Origin of the sequence: Massilia sp. DD77 (assembly GCF_036961685.1) — a bacterium.
In the GTDB taxonomy this organism is placed as follows: domain Bacteria; phylum Pseudomonadota; class Gammaproteobacteria; order Burkholderiales; family Burkholderiaceae_D; genus Telluria.
On the sequence record NZ_JBAMDH010000022.1, the window covers coordinates 79,141 to 100,954 of the forward strand.

The 21,814-nt window shown below is 65.7% G+C and carries 20 protein-coding genes; 13 read left to right on the forward strand and 7 right to left on the reverse strand.

The window, feature by feature from the left end:
* The first annotated feature begins 25 nt into the window (after positions 1–25).
* The 7 genes from thiC to V7778_RS14995 are packed head-to-tail and all read left to right on the forward strand — an operon-like array spanning position 26 to position 5,606.
* Positions 26–1,906, forward strand: a complete 1,881-nt coding sequence (gene thiC, locus V7778_RS14965) for a phosphomethylpyrimidine synthase ThiC (protein ID WP_335556546.1) — start codon at positions 26–28, stop codon at positions 1,904–1,906.
* Positions 1,907–1,909: 3 nt separating this feature from the next.
* Positions 1,910–2,113 (forward strand): sulfur carrier protein ThiS, encoded by a 204-nt coding sequence (gene thiS, locus V7778_RS14970; protein WP_335556548.1) that lies wholly within the window; start codon positions 1,910–1,912, stop codon positions 2,111–2,113.
* Between the two features lie 13 nt (positions 2,114–2,126).
* Complete coding sequence (locus tag V7778_RS14975) at positions 2,127–2,933, forward strand: thiazole synthase (RefSeq protein WP_335556550.1); 807 nt, start codon at positions 2,127–2,129, stop codon at positions 2,931–2,933.
* Positions 2,930–3,673, forward strand: coding sequence for a bifunctional hydroxymethylpyrimidine kinase/phosphomethylpyrimidine kinase (locus tag V7778_RS14980; RefSeq protein ID WP_335556552.1), 744 nt, complete (start codon positions 2,930–2,932; stop codon positions 3,671–3,673). Before V7778_RS14975 ends, V7778_RS14980 begins: the two co-directional genes overlap by 4 nt.
* A 13-nt stretch (positions 3,674–3,686) precedes the next feature.
* The gene (gene thiE, locus V7778_RS14985) at positions 3,687–4,313 is read left to right on the forward strand and encodes a thiamine phosphate synthase (RefSeq protein ID WP_335556554.1); all 627 of its coding nucleotides are present in this window, start codon (positions 3,687–3,689) and stop codon (positions 4,311–4,313) included.
* 41 nt (positions 4,314–4,354) lie between these two features.
* Positions 4,355–5,065 (forward strand): ion channel, encoded by a 711-nt coding sequence (locus V7778_RS14990; RefSeq protein WP_335556556.1) that lies wholly within the window; start codon positions 4,355–4,357, stop codon positions 5,063–5,065.
* Between the two features lie 37 nt (positions 5,066–5,102).
* Positions 5,103–5,606: a GNAT family N-acetyltransferase gene (locus tag V7778_RS14995; protein WP_335556558.1), complete on the forward strand. Its 504-nt coding sequence runs from the start codon at positions 5,103–5,105 to the stop codon at positions 5,604–5,606.
* Positions 5,607–5,648: 42 nt separating this feature from the next.
* On the opposite strand, the gene V7778_RS15000 is transcribed toward V7778_RS14995, so the two are convergent.
* The 3 genes from V7778_RS15000 to V7778_RS15010 form a co-directional block, all read right to left on the reverse strand.
* Positions 5,649–7,217 carry a S8 family serine peptidase gene (locus V7778_RS15000; protein WP_335556559.1) on the reverse strand — a complete coding sequence of 523 codons (1,569 nt, stop codon included), beginning with the start codon at positions 7,215–7,217 and terminating at the stop codon, positions 5,649–5,651.
* Positions 7,218–7,428: 211 nt separating this feature from the next.
* The gene (locus tag V7778_RS15005) at positions 7,429–8,382 is read right to left on the reverse strand and encodes an IS1595 family transposase (protein ID WP_335556561.1); all 954 of its coding nucleotides are present in this window, start codon (positions 8,380–8,382) and stop codon (positions 7,429–7,431) included.
* Positions 8,383–8,510: 128 nt separating this feature from the next.
* Complete coding sequence (locus V7778_RS15010) at positions 8,511–10,076, reverse strand: S8 family serine peptidase (protein ID WP_335556563.1); 1,566 nt, start codon at positions 10,074–10,076, stop codon at positions 8,511–8,513.
* A 266-nt stretch (positions 10,077–10,342) separates the two neighbouring features.
* Here V7778_RS15010 and V7778_RS15015 point away from each other — a divergent pair, with 266 nt between their 5' ends.
* The 3 genes from V7778_RS15015 to V7778_RS15025 all read left to right on the forward strand — a co-directional run bounded on the left by V7778_RS15015 (position 10,343) and on the right by V7778_RS15025 (position 14,337).
* A complete protein-coding gene (locus V7778_RS15015; protein ID WP_335556564.1) occupies positions 10,343–10,981 on the forward strand; it encodes an ANTAR domain-containing response regulator in 639 nt (212 codons plus the stop codon).
* Between the two features lie 120 nt (positions 10,982–11,101).
* Positions 11,102–12,208, forward strand: coding sequence for an S-(hydroxymethyl)glutathione dehydrogenase/class III alcohol dehydrogenase (locus V7778_RS15020; protein WP_335556566.1), 1,107 nt, complete (start codon positions 11,102–11,104; stop codon positions 12,206–12,208).
* Between the two features lie 212 nt (positions 12,209–12,420).
* Positions 12,421–14,337, forward strand: a complete 1,917-nt coding sequence (locus V7778_RS15025; RefSeq protein WP_335556568.1) for a M56 family metallopeptidase — start codon at positions 12,421–12,423, stop codon at positions 14,335–14,337.
* A gap of 204 nt (positions 14,338–14,541) precedes the next feature.
* Here the strand turns inward: V7778_RS15025 and V7778_RS15030 are convergent, their stop codons facing one another.
* A complete protein-coding gene (locus V7778_RS15030; RefSeq protein WP_335556569.1) occupies positions 14,542–15,042 on the reverse strand; it encodes an SRPBCC family protein in 501 nt (166 codons plus the stop codon).
* Positions 15,043–15,335: 293 nt separating this feature from the next.
* On the opposite strand from V7778_RS15030, the gene V7778_RS15035 reads away from it, so the two are divergent.
* Positions 15,336–15,740, forward strand: coding sequence for a GFA family protein (locus tag V7778_RS15035; RefSeq protein WP_335556571.1), 405 nt, complete (start codon positions 15,336–15,338; stop codon positions 15,738–15,740).
* 185 nt (positions 15,741–15,925) lie between these two features.
* The gene (locus V7778_RS15040) at positions 15,926–18,238 is read left to right on the forward strand and encodes a UvrD-helicase domain-containing protein (protein ID WP_335556573.1); all 2,313 of its coding nucleotides are present in this window, start codon (positions 15,926–15,928) and stop codon (positions 18,236–18,238) included.
* Positions 18,239–18,499: 261 nt separating this feature from the next.
* Here V7778_RS15040 and V7778_RS15045 read toward each other — a convergent pair whose 3' ends face one another.
* The 3 genes from V7778_RS15045 to V7778_RS15055 are packed head-to-tail and all read right to left on the reverse strand — an operon-like array spanning position 18,500 to position 20,767.
* Positions 18,500–19,276, reverse strand: a complete 777-nt coding sequence (locus V7778_RS15045; RefSeq protein ID WP_335556575.1) for a BPSS1780 family membrane protein — start codon at positions 19,274–19,276, stop codon at positions 18,500–18,502.
* Positions 19,273–20,244, reverse strand: a complete 972-nt coding sequence (locus tag V7778_RS15050) for a homoserine kinase (protein WP_335556577.1) — start codon at positions 20,242–20,244, stop codon at positions 19,273–19,275. Before V7778_RS15050 ends, V7778_RS15045 begins: the two co-directional genes overlap by 4 nt.
* Before the next feature lie 55 nt (positions 20,245–20,299).
* Positions 20,300–20,767 carry a hypothetical protein gene (locus V7778_RS15055; RefSeq protein WP_335556585.1) on the reverse strand — a complete coding sequence of 156 codons (468 nt, stop codon included), beginning with the start codon at positions 20,765–20,767 and terminating at the stop codon, positions 20,300–20,302.
* 213 nt (positions 20,768–20,980) lie between these two features.
* Here V7778_RS15055 and V7778_RS15060 point away from each other — a divergent pair.
* On the forward strand, positions 20,981–21,814 hold an 834-nt coding region (locus tag V7778_RS15060; RefSeq protein ID WP_335556579.1), incomplete at its 3' end, for a 5'-3' exonuclease.

Here is a 21,814-nt window from a genome sequence, read left to right on the forward strand (position 1 = left end):
AGAGCAAACGCAGCAAAGGAGCCACATGAACGCACCGTTAAAATTCGATTCCGCCACCGCCCAGGTGGACCAGGCGGCGATCGCTCCCCTCCCGAATTCCCGCAAGGTCTATATCGAAGGCAGCCGGCCGGATATCCGCGTGCCGATGCGCGAGATCAGCCAGTCGCCCACGCCGGCCAGCTTTGGCGGCGAACCGAATCCGCCGCTCTACGTCTACGACACTTCCGGTCCGTATACCGACCCGGGCGCCGCGATCGATATCCGCAGCGGCCTGGGCACGCCGCGCTCACCCTGGATACTGGAGCGCGGCGACACCGAGGAATTGACCGGCCCGAGCTCGCTGTACGGCCAGGCGCGCCTGGCCGACCCGGCGCTGGAGCCCCTGCGCTTCTCGCTGCAGCGCACTCCGCGCCGCGCCCGCGCGGGGAAAAACGTCACCCAGATGCACTATGCGCGTCAGGGCATCGTCACGCCCGAGATGGAATTCATCGCCCTGCGCGAGAACATGCGCCGCAAGGAATACATCGCCTCCCTGCACGCCTCCGGCCCGATGGGCAAACGGGTGGCCGACCTGCTGGGCCGCCAGCATCCCGGCCAGTCCTTCGGCGCCAGCATCCCCGACGAGATCACGCCGGAATTCGTGCGCAGCGAAGTGGCGCGCGGCCGCGCCGTCATCCCCGCCAACATCAACCACCCGGAAGTCGAGCCCATGATCATCGGCCGCAATTTCCTGGTGAAGGTCAATGCCAACATCGGCAATTCGGCCGTGACCTCCTCGATCGGCGAGGAAGTCGAAAAGATGACCTGGGCCATCCGCTGGGGCGCCGACACGGTGATGGACCTCTCCACCGGCAAGCATATCCACGAAACGCGCGAGTGGATCATCCGTAACAGCCCGGTCCCGATCGGCACCGTGCCGATCTACCAGGCGCTGGAAAAGGTCAACGGCAAGGCCGAGGACCTGACGTGGGAAATCTTCCGCGACACCCTGATCGAGCAGGCGGAGCAGGGCGTCGACTACTTCACCATCCACGCCGGCGTGCTGCTGCGCTATGTGCCGATGACGGCCAACCGCCTGACCGGCATCGTCTCGCGCGGCGGCTCGATCATGGCCAAGTGGTGCCTGGCCCACCACAAGGAATCCTTCCTGTACACGCACTTCGAGGACATATGCGAGATCATGAAGGCCTACGACGTGTCCTTCAGCCTGGGCGACGGCCTGCGTCCCGGATCGATCTACGACGCCAACGACGAAGCCCAGCTCTCCGAGCTCAAGACCCTGGGCGAGCTGACCCAGATCGCCTGGAAGCACGACGTCCAGACCATCATCGAGGGCCCGGGCCACGTGCCGCTGCATCTCATCAAGGAGAACATGGACCTGCAGCTGGAGCAGTGCCACGAGGCGCCGTTCTACACCCTGGGCCCGCTGACCACCGACATCGCGCCAGGCTACGACCACATCACCTCGGGCATCGGCGCCGCCAACATCGGCTGGTACGGCACCGCCATGCTGTGCTACGTGACACCCAAGGAGCACCTCGGCCTGCCCGACAAGAACGACGTCAAGGACGGCATCATCACCTACAAGATCGCCGCCCACGCGGCCGACCTGGCCAAGGGCCACCCGGGCGCCCAGCTGCGCGACAACGCGCTGTCCAAGGCGCGCTTCGAATTCCGCTGGGAAGACCAGTTCAACCTGGGCCTGGACCCCGACAAGGCGCGCGAATTCCACGACGAGACCCTGCCCAAGGATTCGGCCAAGGTGGCGCACTTCTGTTCGATGTGCGGCCCGCACTTCTGCTCGATGAAGATCACCCAGGAAGTGCGCGAGTATGCGGCCAGGGGCATGGAAGAGAAGGCGATCGAATTCGTGCGCAACGGCGCCCAGCTCTACCGCGAGGTATGAGCCATGCTGGAGATTATCGTGAACGGCAAACCCTGGAGCATGCCTGAAGCGCAGTCGCTGCAGGAGCTGGTGGCCGAGCTCGGGCTGGCCGGGCAGGGCATCGCCGTGGCGGTCAACCGCGAAGTGGTGCCGCGCCCGCAGTGGCCGCAGCGCCGCCTGGCGGCCCGGGACAAAGTGGATATCGTGCGCGCCATCGGTGGCGGCTGAGAGGAGACAAACAATGAATGCTATGACCGACATGAAGAACGACGACGTACTCACCATCGCGGGCCGCAGCTACAGCTCGCGCCTGCTGGTGGGCAGCGGCAAGTACCGCGACCTGGACCAGACCCGCGAGGCCACACTGGCCGCCGGGGCCGAGATCATCACGGTGGCGATCCGCCGCGTGAACATCGGCCAGGATCCGAACGCGCCCAGCCTGCTGGACGTGCTGCCGCCGTCCGAATTCACCATCCTGCCGAATACGGCCGGCTGCTACACCGCCAAGGACGCGGTCTACACGCTGCAGATGGCGCGCGAGCTCCTGGATGGCCACAAGCTGGTCAAGCTGGAAGTGCTGGGCGACGAGAAAACCCTGTTTCCGCATATGCCGGAAACCCTGAAGGCGGCCGAAACCCTGGTCAAGGATGGCTTCGACGTCATGGTCTACTGCAGCGACGACCCGATCCAGGCGCGCATCCTGCAGGAGATCGGCTGCGTGGCCGTGATGCCGCTGGCTTCGCTGATCGGCTCGGGCATGGGCATCCTGAACCCGTGGAACCTGCGCCTGGTGATCGAGCAGGCCACCGTGCCGGTGCTGGTCGACGCCGGCGTGGGCACGGCCTCGGACGCGGCCATCGCCATGGAGCTGGGCTGCGACGGCGTCCTGATGAACACCGCGATCGCCGCCGCACGCGATCCGGTGCGCATGGCGCGCGCCATGAAGCACGCGGTGCAGGCCGGCCGCGAGGCTTTCCTGGCGGGCCGGATGCCGAAGCGCTTCGCCGCGTCGCCCTCGTCGCCGGTTGAAGGGAAGATTACCCCGTGAGCGCCAACGTACTGGTGTTCGCCGGGCTCGATCCCAGCGGCGGGGCCGGCCTGGCCGCCGACATCCTGGCTATCGCCGCCCAGGGCGTGCACGCGCTGCCGGTGGCCACCACCCTGACGGTCCAGGACAACAACCGCGTGATCGACGCCGAGCCGGTGGCCAGCAGCATGGTGCTGCGCCAGGCCGAGCCCCTGCTCAAGGCCTGCTGGATCGACGCGGTCAAGATCGGCATTCCCGGCAGCGCGGCCAACGCCGAGGCGATCGCGGTCGTCGTGAGGCGCCTGCGCGAACGCCATCCCGGCCTGCCGGTGGTGCTCGATCCGGTGCTGGCCAGCGGCCATGGCCAGGCGCTGGGCAAGGGGGATCCGGCCGCCGCCTTGCGCGAACTGCTGGCGCTGGCCACGATCGTGGTGCCCAACCTGCCCGAGGCGGCAGCCCTGGGCGAGCTGCCCTGCGAGCACGTCTTGATTACCGGCGGCCATACGGACGGCAACCTGGTGGTCAACCGCTGGCTGCGCGGCGGCGCCGACATCCGCACCTGGGGCTGGCCGCGCCTGCCCCATGAATACCATGGCAGCGGCTGCACCCTGGCCGCCGCCCTCGCGGCGCGCCTGGCCCTGGGCGAGGAGATGGAGTCCGCCCTGGCGCGGGCCCAGGCCTATACCTACCGCACCCTGGACCAGGCCTTCGCCATCGCGCCGGGCCAGCGCATCCCGCGCCGCATGCTCCCCGCCACCTGAAAGGATTTGATTCATGCGAGGTTTGTACCTGGTCACCCCCAACTGGGATGACACCGAGCGGCTGCTGGCCGCCACCGATGCCGCGCTGACCGCCGCCCGTACTGCGCTGGTGCAGTACCGCCACAAGGACGCGGCTCCGGCGCTGCGCCTCGAGCAGGCGCAGGCGCTGCTGGCCCTGTGCCGCCGGCGCGGCCGCCAGCTGGTCGTCAACGACCACATCGACCTGTGCCGCGACATCGACGCCGACGGTGTGCACGTGGGGCACACCGACCTGGCGGTGGCGCAGGCGCGCGCGCTGCTGGGCCGGGACAAGATCGTCGGCGCCTCCTGCTACGGAGAGCTCGACCTGGCGCTGGCGGCCCAGAAAGCGGGCGCCAGCTACGTCGCCTTCGGCGGCTTCTATCCGTCCCCGGTGAAGAAGTACAGCTTCGTCACGCCGCCCGGACTGCTCGACCGCGCACGCGAGCGCATCGGCGTGCCGATCGTCGTCATCGGCGGCATGACGCCCGCCAACGCGGCGCCGCTGGTGGCGCGTGGGGCGGACATGGTGGCGGCGATCACCAGCGTCTACGGCAACGGCGATCCGGCCGCTGCCGGCGAGGCCGCACGCGCATTCGGGACACTGTTCGGGCCGCAGTGAACCTACAATAGGCGCATCCAGACTTCCGCTTGCTCCACGCCATGCGAAACACGCGCCTGTTCATCCATACCCGCGGGCACCCGTCCGCGATCCTGCTGCTGGTCCAGCTCACCGGGATGCTGCTGTATCCCTTTATCGAGCGCACGCCGGAAAGCCACGTGACCTTCAACGCCTTCGGCATCGTGGTGCTGGCCTTTACCATCCGCATGGTGCGGCGCACGCCCGGCGAAACCCGGGTCAGCGTGGCGCTGGCGGTGCCGATCATCATCCTGCTGGTGCTGCAGTCGCTGTTCGACCTGCCCGTGCTGCTGCCCTGGTCCTCGGGGCTGGAGGCCCTGTTCTATTTCTATGCGGCGCTCAGCCTGGTCGCCTACATGATGGAAGACCAGCGCGCCACCACCGACGAGCTGTTCGCGGCGGCCGCCACCTTCACCTTGCTGGCCTGGGGCTTTACCCATCTGTACATCCTGGTGCAGGAGCTGCAGCCCGGCACCTTCGCCGCGGCCGTCAATGCCGCCGCGCCCCGCACTTGGAGCGAGCTGAATTACCTCAGCTTCGCCCTGCTGTCGAGCACCGGCATCGGCGACGTGATTCCTCTCACACCGCACGCGCGGGCCCTGGCCAGCGTCGAGATGCTGGTCGGACTGATGTACCTGGCGGCCGTCGTGGCGCGACTGATCGGCTTCACGACCCAGGGCCGGATCGCGCGCCGCCGCGAGCGCAGGGGAGGTGATTCCTGGGAACAGGATTGACGGATAGAATGGGCTTTTCCATTCTTCCAGGTCTTTTATGGACATGCACTCCAGATCGCTCGTCATCCGCCGCTTCCAGGCCCATGAATGGCCGGCCTACCGCGCCATCCGACTGCGCTCGCTGGGCGAGGCGCCCGAGGCTTTCTGCAGCACGCTGGCGACAGAGGAAGCCTATCCGCTGGAAACCTGGTCGGAGCGCATGGTGCGTTCCGCCACGGCGGGCATCGACTGTCCGTTGGTGGCAGAGATGGACAGCCAGCCCGTTGGGCTGGTGTGGGCCAAGGCCGACGGGGACGATCCCGCGGTCGTGAACCTGTTCCAGATGTGGGTGGCGCCCGAAGCGCGTGGACGGCGCGTAGGCATGGCCCTGCTGGACGAGGCGATTGGCTGGGCCAGGTCGCGCGGCGCGCGCGCGGTGCGGCTGAGCGTGCGGCATGGGAATGCGGGCGCTTTCGCCCTGTACGAAAAAGCCGGGTTTCGCGAAACCGGCGAGCCCGACCCGGCGGAGCGGAAGATGTCGCTGGATCTGCTTGCGAAATGAAAAAGGACGCCGGGGCGTCCTTTTTTCATGGCGCAAGCGCGATTACTTGCCGCAGCCCAGCTGCATCAGGCGGTCATGGGCAGCCTTCGCCTGCACCAGGCCATAACCGAACTTGGTATCGCGTCCGGCCGCTCCCAGGTCCAGCGCGCTGTTGTTCAGCGTCGTACGGATCTGCGCCGCGGTACAGCTGGTGTTGTAGCTCCACACCAGCGCCGCCACGGCCGACACGTGCGGGGTCGCCATCGAGGTGCCGTCGTAGTAGGCGTAGTTGGTCGCCTTCACGGTCACGGTCGCGCTCTGGCCCAGCTTGGCCTTCATCGCCGCGCCGTCGGTGTCCGACGCGGTCACCGACGGGATGTTCGTGACGGTGGTGCCGAGGGTGCCGCCGAAGGCGCCTGCGACGTTGTTATACACGATCGCGCCCACGCCGCCACTGGTCTGGCAGTTCTGCACCTTGACCGCGAAGTCGATCGAGCCGCGCTGGATCAGGCAGACCTTGCCCGCCATCGCGTTGTTCACCTTGTCGCCGATGCCGAAGTCGGCCAGGGCGCCGCTCGCGCTCTTGACCGGCGAGCCTTCCATGGCGCCGGCGGCATAGGCCACGCCGCCCACGCTGATCGCGCCTTCGATGCCGCCGCCCATCGGCACGGTCGACAGCACGCCGACGCCCGGACCGGCCAGTTCGACCTTGTTGTTGTATTGCGAGAAGTCGGCCCAGGCCTTGTTCTCGTCCACCGCGCCGACCATCACCACGCTGCCATAGCCGGCCGGATAGGACACCACGCGGTTGCCGTCGTTGCCGGCCGCGGCGACATTCAGCACGCCCTTGGCGTACAGGGCGTCGAAGGCCTTCTGCTCGGTGGTGCTCTTGCGGCCGCCACCCAGCGACATGCTGATCACGTTGGCGCCGGCGGCGCCGCACTTGTTGGCGGCCGAGGCCAGGGTGGAGGAGTAGGCCCAGCCTTCGGCGTCGAAGACCTTGACGATGTGCAGCTTGAGGCGCTTGTTCGGGGCGACGCCGACCACGCCGGTGCCGCTGTTGTTGATCGCGGCGATGGTGCCCGCCACGTGGGTGCCGTGGTGGTTCTCATCGGTGCTCCATGCGCCGGTGCCGTTCGGGTCATTGTCGCCGGTGACGCTGTTGGCCGACAGGTCCTCGTGCTTGATGTCGTAGCCCGAATCGATGATGCAGACCTTGCGGAGGCCGGCGTTGGTGTCGGGCAGCAGGTCGGCCTGCACTTGCTTGATGCCGTAAGGGACCAGCTGGCCGGACGCATACGGCGTGCCGGTCGAGGGGCTGGTCAGGGCGAAGGGACGGCGCACCACGTCCTCTTCGATGTACTCGACGTTCGGATTGTTCTCCAGGCCCTTCAGGGCCACGGCCGGCACTTCGATGGCCATGGCGTTCATGCCGAAGATTTCATGCTTGACGGCGCCCTTGGCGACGCTGACGGCGGACTTCATCTTTGCGGCTGCGCCCGGTTTAAAGGCCACGATGACGCGGGTGGTATCGGGCGCCGCGGCCTGGGCGTGGCCGACTACGCCGGCGCCGACCAGGGCGGTAAGGCAGATGCTCAGTGCTTTCGATGCGCGAGTGTCTTTGCGTGCCATGAATCTTCTCCGTATGAATGCTTATGGTTGTCCGCAGCCCATCGCCACGGGGATGTTGTCTCCAGTCACATGTATGCACATGTGATCGGTCCAGTGTATTTCGAAAACTTCATGCAAAGCAAACAGGTCATCAATTGTGTGAACGAAATCAGACTCAGCAGGAATGATTCATTTCTCCAGAGAATGAAGGGCAAAAAAGGCGGTGTGCCTATTACGTGTTGAAGACGCCGATCGCACAGCGCAGCAATCGCTCTGGCGTGGCGATGCGCGCCCCGTCCAGCGCCCATTGCCAGCCCAGGTAATTCGGCAGGTAGCGGGAGGCAACGCCATGAAAGCGCGCCAGCCATTGCCGGAAGCGCCGGTGGTAAGCATTCACGTTTTGGACGTGGACGGCGCCACGGACGCGCTCGTTGGCGCGCAGGTTGACGAACTGATGGGAAATGTCCGCTTCGCGCGCAAAGCAGCGGTACGCGGGATGCCCATCGGTGACCAGCAGGACATCGGGATCGAGCACGGGCAACAGGTGCTGGTGCAATTGATCCTTGGTGAGGGCGCCGCGTCCGGTGATGAAGTCGTGGGTGCCGCCGGTGCGGTCACGCGCGACCAGGACGCACACGTGCTCGCGGGAGATGCCGCGGGTTGAAGCCACGCCGCCCCGGCGCCGCGCCGGCCGGTCGAGCTTGCGCGAGCCCTTCTGCGACTCCAACAGGAAGAGTTCGTCGGCCTCGGCAATGCCTGCCAGCCGCTCCGGGCGGTCGTGTTTGACGAGCGCGAGAAAGCGGTGGCGCCAGCGGAAGCTGGTGTTGCGGTGCACCTCGAGCGCCTTGGCGCTTGCCCTTACGCTCTTGGCGTCGAGCATGTTGCCGAGGTAGTCGAGCCACTTGGCGCGGTGGCGTAGCCGCGACAAGGGCGTGCCGCTCAGGGCCGTGAAGGTCCTGCCGCAAGCGCGGCAACGGTAACGCTGCAGTCCCCGGCTGCGGCCGTGCCGATAGGAACGCCGCGCCTGACATGAAGGACAGCAAGGATCCGGCGCCGCGCATGCAATCGCCTCGCACACCTGGTCCAACCCGACCGCCGGCCGCAAGGCATCCATCAGTTGGAGACGCTGGCGCCTGGTCAGTAGGGAAAGCTGCCGCAGCCACCTGCCAAAGCGTTTCGTTTCCATCGCTGCTCCGCTGGTCTGTGAGATCGGGTTGGACTCCGACAAAGCTCGACAGTTCAAATTCCACACACAGCGGTGACAGCGCCCAAAAAAAAGGACGCCGAAGCGTCCTTTTTCAGAGCAGGCAAGGATTAGTTGCCGCAGCCCAGCGACTGGATACGGTCACGTGCGGCTTTCGCCTGCACCAGGCCGAAGCCGTACTTGGTGTCGCGGCCGGCGGTGCCCAGGTCTTGTGCGCTCTTGGTCAGCGAAGCGCGCATCTGTGCAGCGGTACAGGTCGGGAAGTAGCTCCACACCAGGGCGGCGACAGCGGACACGTGCGGGGTCGCCATCGAGGTGCCGTCGTAGTAGGCGTAGCTGGTGGCCTTCACGCCCACGGTTGCGCTCTGGCCGAGCTGGCCCTTCATTGCCGCACCATCGGTGTCGGTCGCGGTGACCGACGGGATGTTGGTGACGGTGGTGCCCAGGGTGCCGCCGAAGGCGCCTGCGACGTTGTTGTACACGATCGCGCCCACGCCGCCGCTCTTCTCGCAGTTGCTGACCTTGACGGCGAAGTCCACGCTGCCGCGCTGGATCAGGCAGACCTTGCCAGAGACGGCGCTGTTGACGGCGTCGCCGATGCCGAAGTCGGCCAGTGCGGCGGTCGCGGTCTTGACCGGCGAACCGTCCATCGAACCCGCGGTGTAGTTGACGCCGCCCACGCTCAAGACGCCTTCGGTGCCGCCGCCCATCGGGACGGTCGACAGCACGCCGACGCCAGGACCTGCCAGCTCGACCTTGCTGTTGTACTGCGAGAACGTGGCCCACTGCTTGTTCTCGTCGACCGCGCCGACCATCACGACGCTGCTGTAGCCGGCCGGGTAGGAGACCACGGTGTTCCCGTCGTTGCCGGCGGCGGCGATGTTCAGCACGCCCTTCGAATACAGCGCATCGAATGCACGCTGTTCGGTCTTGCTCGAGCGGCCACCACCCAGCGACATCGAGATCACGTTCGCGCCGGCTGCGCCGCACTTGTTCGCGGCCGATGCCAGGGTCGAGGAGTAAGCCCAGCCGTCGGCGCCGAACACCTTGACGATGTGCAGCTTCAGCAGCTTGTTCGAGTTGACGCCAACCACGCCCACGCCGCTGTTGTTGACGGCGGCGATGGTGCCGGCCACATGGGTGCCGTGGTGGTTTTCGTCGGTGTACCACCAGCCGGTGCCGGCGTCGTATTCGCCGGTGACGCTGTTGGCGGAGAGGTCTTCATGGTTGCGGTCGTAGCCCGAGTCGATGATGCAGACCTTGCGGTTGGCAGTGTTGGCATCCGACAGCAGGTCGGCCTGCACTTGCTTGATGCCGTACGGTACGAGCTGGCCGGACGCATACGGGGTGCCGGTCGATGGGCTGGTCAGCGCGAAAGGACGGCGCACCACGTCCTCTTCGATGTATTCGACGTTCGGGTTGTTTTCCAGGCCTTTCAGCGCCACGGCCGGCACTTCGATGGCCATGGCGTTGGTGCCGAAGATTTCGTGCTTGACGGAACCCTTGGCGGCGGCGACGGCCGACTTCATCTTGGCGGCCGCGCCCGGTTTGAAGGCGACGATGACGCGGGTGGTATCAGGAGCTGCTGCTTGAGCGTTGCCGAACACGCCGGCGGCGACCAGGGCGCTCAGGCAGATGCTCAGGGACTTCGATGCGCGAGTGTTTTTGCTTACCATGAATCTTCTCCGTTTTAATACTACTTATAAAAATATGGCCGCAGCTCGTGGCTGCGGCTCTGTTGTCTCCACGTATGTATGCACCAGTGGTAAATCCAGTGTATTTCGAAAAGTTCTACTCAAGCAATCAAGATTTCAATCGTGCGTGTATGAAATGTGACACAGATAGAACACACTATTGATTTAACGCAAGTTTTATGCTGCGTGCTATTCTTTTTGCCAATGGCCCTAGCCCATCCGGGCCGGTCTTGACCACAGGAGGAAGCATGGAATCCCCGGCTGCTGCGCGCCGCCTGGTGCTGGTCGTCGACGATGACGCACTGTTGCGCGAATACCTGGGCGAGGTACTGCGCCACGCCGGCCATGACACGATCGAGGCCGGCACCTCGGCACAGGCGCTGCGCGCGATCGAGGAGCGCGGCCGCGACGTGGCCCTGGCCATGCTCGACATCGCCATGCCCGGCATGTCCGGCCTGGACCTGGCACGCCTGCTGCGCGAAGAAACCGATATCCCCTTCATGTTCCTGTCCGCCAACGACGACGCCGCCTCGGCGCGCGCGGCGGCCGAGGCGGGCGCGGTCGGCTATGTCGTCAAGCCGGTCGATGCGCCGCGCTTGCTGGCCGCCCTCGAGGCGGCGCTGGCGCGCGGCGACGACATCCGCCGCCTGCGGCGCAGCGAAAGCAGCCTGAGCTCGGCGCTTGCGGCCGGACGCGAAACCAGCATCGCCGTCGGCGTGCTGATGGCGCGCTTCCATATCGACCGCCAGCTTGCCTTCGACGTACTGCGCGACCAGGCGCGTTCGCAGCGGCGCAAGCTGGGCGAGGTTGCCGAGCAGATCCTGGCGGCCGAGGAAACCATGAATGCGCTGCACGGCGTCATCGCGGAACGGCTGCGCGCGAAGTAAATACGGCGTTCCCGGCGGGCGTGCGCAATCCACGCTCGTGTCCAAGGCTTGTTATCATGTCCAACTTTATGGTTCGACAAGTCGCGCCATGTATCCACGCTTGAGTCACGGGAAGGGAACATGAAAACCAAGGCAGCCATTGCATGGAAGGCGGGTCATCCGCTCACGATCGAAGACGTCGAACTCGACGGCCCGCGGGCGGGCGAGGTGCTGGTCGAAGTCAAGGCCACGGGCATCTGCCACACCGATTACTACACCCTGTCGGGCGCCGATCCGGAAGGCATCTTTCCCGCCATCCTCGGCCATGAGGGCGCGGGCGTGGTGGTCGACGTCGGCCCGGGCGTCACCAGCCTGAGGAAGGACGATCACGTCATTCCGCTGTACACCCCGGAATGCCGCCAGTGCAAGTTCTGCCTGTCGCAGAAGACCAATCTGTGCCAGGCCATCCGCTCGACGCAGGGCCGCGGCCTGATGCCCGACGCGACTTCCCGTTTTTCGCTGGACGGCAAGCCGATCTACCACTACATGGGCACGTCGACCTTCTCGAACTACATCGTGGTGCCGGAGATCGCGCTGGCCAAGGTGCGTTCCGACGCCCCCTTCGACAAGATCTGCTACATCGGCTGCGGCGTGACTACCGGCATCGGCGCCGTGATCTTCACCGCCAAGGTGGAGGCGGGCGCCAACGTGGTCGTGTTCGGCCTGGGCGGCATCGGCCTGAACGTGATCCAGGCGGCGAAGATGGTGGGCGCCGACAAGATCATCGGCGTGGACCTGAACCCGGAACGCGAAGCCATGGCGCGCAAGTTCGGCATGACCCATTTCATCAATCCGACCAAGGTCGAGAATGTGGTCGACACCATCGTCCAGCTGACCGACGGCGGCGCCGACTACAGCTTCGAGTGCGTGGGCAACGTCAACACCATGCGCCAGGCGCTGGAGTGCTGCCACAAGGGCTGGGGCCAGTCGATCATCATCGGCGTGGCGGCGGCCGGCCAGGAAATCTCGACCCGTCCCTTCCAGCTGGTCACCGGAAGGGTGTGGAAGGGCTCGGCCTTCGGCGGCGCGCGCGGCCGTACCGACGTGCCGCGCATCGTCGACTGGTATATGGAAAACAAGATCAACATCGACGACCTGATCACCCACCACCTGCCGCTCGAGCGTATCAACGAAGGCTTCGACCTGATGAAGTCGGGAGAGTCGATCCGCTCCGTTGTTGTGTACTGATAGCTTCCCCCTGCCTGCGCGGCGCCCGCCGCACAGGCTGTCCCCTTCGCCCTGTTCCGCATTTTCGACCGCCTGTCGCATCGCGATGGCGTCCGCATTCCTCCAAACCTACAGTGCTTCCAAGGCCGACTACCCACGGCTCAATGTAGAAAAAAAGTTCTAGACAAAATAATCTAGACAAATTATTCTAGTTTCAACGTAAAGGAGAAGCAATGAGCGAGACACTGGCTTTGGTGGCGAGCAGCCTGGCCTGGGCCTTGCTGGATTTCGTCTGGCAGGGCGTATTGGTGGCCTGGGTGGCGGCGGTCGTGCTGGTCCTGCTGCGCCGCGCCCGGCCGCAGGCGCGCTATGCGGTGGCCTGCGCGGCACTGCTGCTGTGCGCGGCGCTGCCGCTGGCCGGCACCGTGCAGCGCATCCTCGACGCCGACACCACGACCACCATGCTGCCGCTGGCGACCCTGGCCGCGGCCGACGCTTCGGCGCAGCAATTGCCTGTCGTGGCGCTCGATCCGGACAAGGTCGCCGGCTGGGAAAGCGCGCTGCAGGCGCGGCTGCCGCTGGTGGTGCTGTTCTGGGCCTGCGGTGCGGGGCTGCTCGCGCTGCGCATGGCCTTCGGCCTGCTCTGGGTGCGCCGGCGCAGCAAGCCCGGCCATTACCGCCATGATCCCTACTGGCAGGCGCGGCTGGACGAGTTGGCGCGCCGCTTCGGCATCGCGCGCCGCGTCACGCTCGGGCTGGTGGACGACCTGAACAGCCCCGTGACGGCCGGATGGTGGCGCCCGGTGGTGCTGGTGCCGGCGTCTTTGGCGACGGGCATGCCGCCGCAGCTGCTCGAAGCGCTGCTGGCGCACGAGCTGGCCCACGTGCGGCGCTTCGACTACCTGGTGAACCTGATCCAGAGCGCGATCGAGATCCTGCTGTTCTACCACCCGGCGGTGTGGTGGCTGTCGCAGCGGATCCGCAGCGAGCGCGAACAGATTGCAGATGATTTAGCCGCAAGCGAGCTCGGCGAACCGCGGCGCCTGGCACTTGCATTGTCCGAACTGGACTTGTTCCAGTCCACCCCGCAACTTGCCCCAGGGGCACACGGAGGAGATCTCATGTCTCGCATCAAACGCCTGGTTCGACCGGAAGCCGAACCGCTCAACTGGAAACTGGCCCTACCCATCCTTGGCCTGGCCACCTGCGCCGCGCTGTATTCCTGGGCCGCGCCGGCCCAGGCCGCGGCGCCGGCCGCACCCCAGGCCGCGCCGTCGGCGCCCGCCACGCAGGCCGGACACCGTGAACACCGCGAACACCGCGTGGTGCGCGAGGCCGCCCGCGACGAACCCTATGCCGTGGTGCGCGCCAGGGACGGCGGCTTCAACATCAGCGGCAGCAGCGACGACTGGGACGACGTCAAGGCGGCGCGCAGCGCAATCGATGGCGAATTCGTCTGGTTCCGCGAAAACGGCCGTTCCTATTACATCCAGGACCGCGAGCTGATGGCCAAGGTCAACGCCGCCTGGGCCCCGGTGGACCGCCTGGGCAAGCAGATGGACGTCTACGGCAAGGAAATGGACAAGCACGGCAAGAAGATGGAAGTCCTGGGCCGCCAGATGGAACAGGCCTCGAGCGGCATCCAGCCGGTCGCCAACAAGCGCGAACTGCGCGAGATCGAGGAAGGCATGCGGGCCCTGGGCGAGCAGATGGAAACCCTGGGCCGCGAACTTGCCGCCGCCCGCGGCGACGACGAGCGCGAGCGCATCGAGCGCCGCATGGAAGAGGCGGGCAAGCGCATGGAAGCGGCCGGCAAGCGCATGGAGCAGGCCCATAACTCACCGAAGATGCGCAAGGCCCATGCCGAGATGGAAGCGCTCGGGAAGCAGATGGAGGAAGCGGGCAGGCCGATGGACGCCCTGGGCGAGCGCATGGGCGCGCTGGGCAAGGACATGGAGCGCGAGAGCAAGACGGCGGACCAGACCGTGCGCGGGCTGATTCGCGATGCGAAGGCGAAGGGGCTGGCGAAGCCGGTGCCGGAAGCTGGCCTGAGGCCGGAGAGCGCCCGTAAAGGGGCGGGCTGGGTGATCGAGTCGCAGGTGGCGCTGGGGGATGGAAAGGTCATTGGGAAGCCGGTGGCAGCCAAGTGATGGCGCTGTAGGTGTGCGAATAATTGGGTTCCCGCCTTCGCGGGAATGACGGGCTAAAGGAGTGTGCTAAAAGTTGACGTGGTTAGTAGCTCGGACAGTAAAACCGTCATTCCCGCGCCGGCGGGAACCCAAGTTTGCAAGCAGACCACACAAGCGTAAAAAAACGCCACCCAAAGGTGGCGTCTTCATTAGGAAAAAAACCAATCAGTGCTGGCCGATCTTCCCACGCCATGCCCCCGTCTCCGAGCCGCGCTTCTCGAGCAGTTCCTTGAAGTTGGACAGGTTGGCGCGCGCCTCCATGCGCACCGCGCCGAACGCATCGCCGATGGATTCAAGCGCGCCTTCCGGCTCGTAGTCCATCTGCAGCGCGATACGGGTGCAGGTGTCGGAAATCTTGTGGAAGGTCACCACGCCGCCGTTCTTCACGCCGGTGACGCTGCGCCAGGCGATGCGCTGGTCCGGGATCTGCTCGGTGATTTCGGCATCCCATTCCTTTTCTTCGCCGGCCACGTTCGCGCGCCAGTGCAGGTGCTTGTCGTCCAGCTGGCGGATTTCCTTCACGCTCTTCATGAACTGCGGGAAGTCCTCGAACTGGGTCCACTGGTTGTAGGCGGTGCGGACAGGCACGTTCACCTCGATCGTCTCGACGATCGACGAGCTGGCGCCAAAGCCCTTGTTGTTCTTCAATTTTTTAGACAGCATCATGCCACCCACTGCGAGGGCGGCGACAGTAACCACGCGATTCAGCATTTTCTGATCTCCTTTAGGGCAGGGAAGCGGCGCCGCATGCGTTCGTGAATTGGCCCGTGCTTGTGTCATGCGGTCGGCCGGCTTCGGCTTCACAAATTACTAGGTACTTGCTCCGACGGGCCACGCGATCTGTCGCGAATCTCTGGCTAAAATAAGCGAAAAGACAATCGGGCGGCGCGCGAAAGGCTGGGGTTGCGGGCGGGCGCCTTCGTATGGATGAGCTTGTTTTTCCAGGGCAAGGAGGCCGTATGGGCTTGCAGGGTGGATGTTATTGCGGAGCGGTACGCTACGATGCGCGGGGCACACCCTTCAACAGCACCTTGTGCCATTGCACCGATTGCCGCAAGGTATCCGGCGCGCCGGCGCTGGCCTGGTTCAGTGTCCGGTTCACCGACCTGCACTGGACCGGCACGCCCACGCGCTTCGCATCGAGCACCGGCATCGAGCGCAGTTTCTGTTCAGCCTGCGGCACCACGCTGAGCTTCCACGACAGCCGCTGGCCCGGCGAAATCGACATCGCCACTGCTACCCTCGACGACCCGGAGCTGGTTCCGCCCGCCGACCACACCTTCGTGCGCAGCCGCCTCGGCTGGATGCAGTTCCACGACGGCTTGCCGGAATATCCGGCCACGCGCTCGGCCGGGCAAGCCTAGCGTCGATGCGCCGGGAATCGCGTTTCCGGCCGGACGGTGCAAGGATGGGGCATCGCGACGCGCACTTCGGGCGGTGTCGATGTGGCAATGATCGTCGAGGAAATCGCTCCTTGATGTCCCATTAGGCGGCGATTTTCCGCGCGCCGGCGGCGGGCGGCGGAGGTGCCCGGCGGTATAATGGCCGGATGCAGAATCTCCTCCATAACCTCAATCCCGAACAACTCGCTGCCGTCACCCTGCCATCGCAGAGTGCGCTGATCCTCGCCGGCGCCGGCTCCGGCAAGACGCGCGTGCTGACCACCCGCATTGCCTGGCTGGTCCAGACCGGCCAGGTATCGCCGGCCGGCATCATGGCGGTCACGTTCACGAACAAGGCCGCCAAGGAGATGCTGACCCGCCTGTCCGCCATGTTGCCCGTCAATACGCGCGGCATGTGGATCGGCACCTTCCACGGCCTGTGCAACCGCCTGCTGCGCACCCACTACCGCGATGCGGCGCTGCCCCAGACCTTCCAGATCCTCGACTCGCAAGACCAGCTGTCGCTCATCAAGCGCATGCTCAAGGCCCACAACGTCGACGACGAGAAATATCCGGCCAAGAACCTGATGTACTTCATCAACAACGCGAAGGAACAGGGCCTGCGCGCCGGCCAGATGGAAGCCTACGACCCGATCGAGCGCCGCATGGTCGAGCTGTACGAGCTCTACGACCAGCAATGCCAGCGCGAGGGCGTGGTCGACTTCGCCGAGCTGCTGCTGCGTTCCTACGAGCTGCTGGCGCGTAACGCACCGCTGCGCCACCACTACCAGATGCGCTTCCGCCACATCCTGGTGGACGAGTTTCAGGATACCAACGACCTGCAATACAACCTGCTCAAGCTGCTGGCGGGGCAGGGCGAGAGCGGCGGCGGCGCGCTGTTCGCCGTGGGCGACGACGACCAGAGCATCTATGCCTTCCGCGGCGCCAACGTCGGCAACATGACCGCCTTCGAGCGCGATTTCCAGGTCCAGAACCTGATCAAGCTGGAGCAGAACTACCGCTCGCACGGCCATATCCTGGACAGCGCCAACTACCTGATCGCCAACAACGCCAAGCGCCTCGGCAAGAACCTGCGCACCGATGCGGGCCAGGGCGAGCAGGTGCGCGTCTACGAAGCCTCGTCCGACCTCGAAGAAGCGCAGTGGATCATCGAGGAAGCCAAGAGCCTGATGTCGGCCGGGATGTCGCGCAGCGAGATCGCCATCCTGTACCGCTCCAACGCGCAAAGCCGCGTGATCGAGCACGCGCTGTTCGCGGCCGGCCTGCCCTACACCGTGTACGGCGGCCTGCGCTACTTCCAGCGCGCCGAGGTCAAGCACGCCATCGCCTACCTGCAGCTGATGGACAATCCGCACAACGACTCGGCCTTCCTGCGGGTGGTGAACTTCCCCACGCGCGGCATCGGGGTGCGCTCGATCGAGCAGCTGCAGATGGCGGCCGACACCTACGGTATCTCGCTGTACGCGGCGGTCCCCTACATGACCGGCAAGGCCGGCACCTCGCTCGGCAACTTCGTCAAGCTGGTGGAGTCGGCGCGCTTCGAGACCCAGCAACTGGCGCTGCCGGAACTGGTGCGTGTGGTGCTCGAGCGCAGCGGCCTGCTGCAGCACTACCAGAACGAGAAAGAAGGCGCCGACCGCATCGAGAACCTGGAGCAGATGGTCAACGCGGCCACCCAGTTCGTGCAGGAAGAAGGTTTCGGCGCCCAGGCCCCGGCCCACCTCGGCCCGCCGGCCCAGGCGCAAGCCGGCGAAGCCCTGCTCGACCAGGACGGCATCGAGGTGCTGGACGGCGGTGCGCCGCTGCCCACCGTGATGTCGCCGCTGTCGGCCTTCCTGACCCACGCCTCGCTGGAGGCGGGCGACGCCCAGGCCCAGGCCGGCCAGGACGCGCTGCAGCTGATGACGGTGCACTCGGCCAAGGGCCTGGAATTCGACGCCGTGTTCATCACCGGCCTGGAAGAAGGCCTGTTCCCGCACGAGAGCAGCGCCCGCGAGACCGACGGCCTGGACGAGGAACGGCGCCTGATGTACGTGGCGATCACGCGCGCGCGCCGCCGCCTGTACATCAGCTTTACCCAGCAGCGCATGCTGCACGGCCAGACCCGCTTCAACATGAAGTCGCGCTTCCTGGAAGAGCTGCCGGAAGACTCGCTCAAGTGGTTGTCGCCGCGCGTGCAGACCAACTGGTTCGCCGGCCGCAAGTCGACCACGGCCTGGGACGACGCGGAGTTCCGCAATGGGACCGACAACCGGATCGCGCAGAAGATCACCCAGAAGTCGGGCGGCGGCAGCGGCTGGCGCGTGGGCGAAGCGGTGGCGCACGCCAAGTTCGGCGAGGGCGTGATCGTGAACATCGAGGGTGGTGCGGGCGCGGCGCGCGCGCAGATCAACTTCGGCGCGGCGGGGATGAAGGTGCTGGATTTGTCGGTGGCGAAGCTGGAGCGGCTCGGACGCTGACCTTCGGCTGCGGCCTAAAAACCGTCATACGCGCCACTGGCGCCTATGACTCCCCGCGAAGGCGCACTGCTGTCCGGGATAATTTCACCTAGCTGAAAATCGTCATCCCCGCGAAGGCGGGGACCCAAGTTTGCTTGCGCACCACCTACGTTTGATGTAAGTGGCTGTGCGACGGACTTGGGTCCCCGCCTTCGCGGGGATGACGTTTTGAGGGCGCGGGACTGACGTATAGCGCTAGCAGGAGCTAGCGCCGTCAATCAATCACTTGCTCAAATCCACCTTCACCGCCTCATTCTGCGGCTTCCCGAAAATCTCCCGGTACCCCGCATACATCGCGCACTGCAGCAGCAGGATGAACAGGAAGATCAGCCACATGATCAGCACGCGGGTGATATTGGTCCCGCCCAGGATCATGGTCAGCACCATGGTGATCGCGAAGAAGATCGCGAACCATGCCAGCAGCAGCACGATGAACACGCGCGCGCTGCGCAGCACGGCGAAGAAGCTGTAGAAGGTCGCCTTGAATGGGGGCATCTTCTGCCAGTAGGCCAGCGGCGCCGCGAAGCACAGGGCCATCAGGGCCGCCACGTCGAGGCCGAAGATCGCGAACATCGCCATGATGTCGGAGGCCGCGACTTCCGGCTGGCCGCCTTCGCGCCCCTGGCGCGCCACGTTTTCCCAGAAGCCCGGATCGACCGCGAAGCGGGTGACCAGGGCCAGCAGCAGCGACACGCCCAGGTAGACCAGCCCCACCTTGCACAGTTCCGCGAAGGCCGGCTTGCGGAAGCCCGTCAGCAGTACCGCCGGCGTGACCCGCTGTCCGTTCTCGATCATCAGGCAGGCCTGCATGAAGGCCATCGAGAACGAGGGAATCAGGACCACCGCGATCATCGGCCCGAGCAGGGGCACGGCGCTGATGCCGATGCTGATCAGGATATTCGCGAACAGCAGCGTGGTCAGGGCGGCGGGTTGTTGACGGAACAGGCTGGCGCCTCGCTTGAGCCAGATCCAGCCGGTAAGTGCGGGCAAAGAGTTCATGTAGGCAGTTCGGGCGCGGGGCAGGCGATGCGCTCGCGCAGGATGCGTTCAAAATGGGTCGGGTCGTGCGGCGTGAGCAGCTCCGCCGCACGGGGTAAATGCAGATCGTACAGGCGCGACAGCCAGAACCGCAAGGCGCCGGAGCGCAGCATCGGCTGCCAGGCGGCCTGTTCGTCCGGCGTGAAGGGCCGCACGGCATGGTAGGCGTCCAGCAAAGCGCGCACGCGCGCTTCGTCCAGCTTGCCAGTCGCCAGGTCGATGCACCAGTCGTTGACGGTGACGGCCACGTCGAACAGCCAAGTGTCGCAGCCGGCAAAATAGAAGTCGAAGCAACCGGTCAGGCGCTCGCCCTCGAACATGACGTTGTTGCGGAACAGGTCGGCATGCACCGGCCCGCGCGCCAGGCGCCCGTAGGTGGCCCCACCGGCAAACCCGGTCTGGAACGCGACTTCGTCGCGCAGCAGCGCGGCCTCGGCGTCGCTCAAGTAAGGCAGGACCTCGGGCGCGGTGGCTGTCACCCAGTCCAGGCCGCGCAGGTTGGGTTGCTGCAGCGCGAAGTCTTGCGCGGCCAGGTGCATGCGCGCCAGCATCCGGCCCACTTCGGCGCAATGCGCCGGCTGCGGGTCCATCTGCGAGGCGCCGCTCAGGCGGCTGACGATGATGGCGGGCTTGCCGTGCAGGGCCACCACCAGCTCGCCGTCCGCGTTCGGAACCGGCGCCGGCACCGGAATGCCGCGTTCAGCCAGGTGGCGCATCAACTGCACGTAGAAGGGAAGCTGCTCGAAACGAAGGTTCTCGAAGATCGTCAGCACATAATGACCCAGCTGCGCCCCCCGCTCGGTCGTCAGGAAGAAGTTGCTGTTGTCGATGCCGGAGGAGATGCCTTCGAGCCGGATCGCCTGGCCGAGGGGGAATTGCTTGATCCACTGGGTGAGGTCATCCAGCGAGACCGCGGTGAAAACTGCCATGTGCTAGCAAAGAGTCAGGTGAGTGATGTCGCCGGCCGCGCCGCGGCCGGAAGTCTTATTTTTTCGGAGCCTGTTCGAGAGGCGGCGGGGGCGGCGCCTCGGCGCGCGCCGGCACGCCGGGCTTGGCCGGGGCCGGGGCTACCGGCTGCTCGGTCGCACCCTGCTTCTTGGGATTGCCAAAATCGAACTCCATCACCTGCCATTGTGGGGCACGGATTGCACTGCTCTGGGCATCGCCTGGTTGGGCGTTTCCAGCTGGAACGTTGGGTTTCATGGTGTAGCGGCTGGGGCCGCTTTGCACTTCGACTTCGGTGACCTGTCCGCCCTGCTTCTTCTCGGTGATGCGGGTACGCTCTTTCGGCGGAATGATGGTGGCCGGCACGTCGCTGCCCGGTTCGATACGGTCGAGCTTTGGCGGTTCCTGGCTCGGTGGCTGCCGGGACTGCTGTTGCTGGGCGGCGGCGAAGCCGGAGGCGAGCAGGCACAGTGTCAGTAGGGCGGAGCGGGAAGATGTGCGCAGCATGATGGTCACCTTGTGTCGTTTAGTCCATTTTAACAAACAGCGTCGCTTCTCTGTGAAAAGTGTGCTGGCGCCCCTATATATGGAGCAATAAAGGAGGCCTTCCCTGCAGGGAACTTGTGCTTTCTCCAACCCGATTCTGCGATAATGCCGGACACCCGGCGCGCGCCCAGGCGCCTTTCGCCCTACCCACTCGCCCCACCAGATTTTCGCCCTATGGACAATACCCTGCTGCTCGTTGACGGTTCCAGTTATCTCTACCGCGCCTACCACGCACTGCCCGACCTGCGCAGCCCGGACGGTTTCCCGACCGGCGCCATGCACGGCATGGTCAACATGCTGCGCCGCCTGCGCAGCGATTTCCCGGCGGCCTATATCGCCTGCGTGTTCGACGCCAAGGGCAAGACCTTCCGCGACGACGTGTATCCGGAGTACAAGGCGACGCGCGCCTCGATGCCTGAGGACCTGGGCAAGCAGATCGAGCCGATCCACGAAGTGGTGCGCCACATGGGCTGGCCGATCCTGATGGTCGAGGGCGTGGAGGCCGACGACGTGATCGGCACCCTGGCGGTGCAGGCTTACGCGCGCGGCATGAACACCGTGATCTCGACCGGCGACAAGGACCTGGCCCAGCTGGTCAACGACAAGGTCATGCTGATCAATACCATGACCAACGACAGGCTCGACGAAGCCGGCGTGGTCGCCAAGTTCGGCGTGCCGCCGAACCGCATCGTCGACTACCTGACCCTGATCGGCGACACCGTCGACAACGTCCCGGGCGTGAATAAATGCGGCCCCAAGACCGCGCTCAAGTGGCTGACCCTGCACGGCTCGCTCGACGGCGTGGTCGAGAATGCCCACAGCATCACCGGCGCGGTCGGCGAGAACCTGCGCGCGGCCCTCGAATGGCTGCCGCGCGGCCGCGAGCTGATCACCGTGAAGACCGATTGCGACCTGGCGGCCCACGTGGTCTCGTTCGAGGAAACCCTGGTCGGCCGTCCGGAAGACGCCGAAGCCCTGCGCGAGTTCTTCCAGCGCTACGGCTTCAAG

Bases quoted from the DNA above. Each gene is read 5' to 3' on its own strand.
- thiS (WP_335556548.1), top strand. From the start codon at position 1,910: ATGCTGGAGATTATCGTGAACGGCAAACCCTGGAGCATGCCTGAAGCG.
- V7778_RS15005 (WP_335556561.1), bottom strand. From the start codon at position 8,382: ATGGAAACGAAACGCTTTGGCAGGTGGCTGCGGCAGCTTTCCCTACTG.
- V7778_RS14990 (WP_335556556.1), top strand. From the start codon at position 4,355: ATGCGAAACACGCGCCTGTTCATCCATACCCGCGGGCACCCGTCCGCG.
- thiC (WP_335556546.1), top strand. From the start codon at position 26: ATGAACGCACCGTTAAAATTCGATTCCGCCACCGCCCAGGTGGACCAG.
- thiE (WP_335556554.1), top strand. From the start codon at position 3,687: ATGCGAGGTTTGTACCTGGTCACCCCCAACTGGGATGACACCGAGCGG.
- V7778_RS15000 (WP_335556559.1), bottom strand. From the start codon at position 7,217: ATGGCACGCAAAGACACTCGCGCATCGAAAGCACTGAGCATCTGCCTT.
- V7778_RS14975 (WP_335556550.1), top strand. From the start codon at position 2,127: ATGAATGCTATGACCGACATGAAGAACGACGACGTACTCACCATCGCG.
- V7778_RS15020 (WP_335556566.1), top strand. From the start codon at position 11,102: ATGAAAACCAAGGCAGCCATTGCATGGAAGGCGGGTCATCCGCTCACG.
- V7778_RS15030 (WP_335556569.1), bottom strand. From the start codon at position 15,042: ATGATGCTGTCTAAAAAATTGAAGAACAACAAGGGCTTTGGCGCCAGC.
- V7778_RS15040 (WP_335556573.1), top strand. From the start codon at position 15,926: ATGCAGAATCTCCTCCATAACCTCAATCCCGAACAACTCGCTGCCGTC.
- V7778_RS15045 (WP_335556575.1), bottom strand. From the start codon at position 19,276: ATGAACTCTTTGCCCGCACTTACCGGCTGGATCTGGCTCAAGCGAGGC.
- V7778_RS14995 (WP_335556558.1), top strand. From the start codon at position 5,103: ATGGACATGCACTCCAGATCGCTCGTCATCCGCCGCTTCCAGGCCCAT.
- V7778_RS15025 (WP_335556568.1), top strand. From the start codon at position 12,421: ATGAGCGAGACACTGGCTTTGGTGGCGAGCAGCCTGGCCTGGGCCTTG.
- V7778_RS15015 (WP_335556564.1), top strand. From the start codon at position 10,343: ATGGAATCCCCGGCTGCTGCGCGCCGCCTGGTGCTGGTCGTCGACGAT.
- V7778_RS15010 (WP_335556563.1), bottom strand. From the start codon at position 10,076: ATGGTAAGCAAAAACACTCGCGCATCGAAGTCCCTGAGCATCTGCCTG.
- V7778_RS15035 (WP_335556571.1), top strand. From the start codon at position 15,336: ATGGGCTTGCAGGGTGGATGTTATTGCGGAGCGGTACGCTACGATGCG.
- V7778_RS15055 (WP_335556585.1), bottom strand. From the start codon at position 20,767: ATGCTGCGCACATCTTCCCGCTCCGCCCTACTGACACTGTGCCTGCTC.
- V7778_RS15050 (WP_335556577.1), bottom strand. From the start codon at position 20,244: ATGGCAGTTTTCACCGCGGTCTCGCTGGATGACCTCACCCAGTGGATC.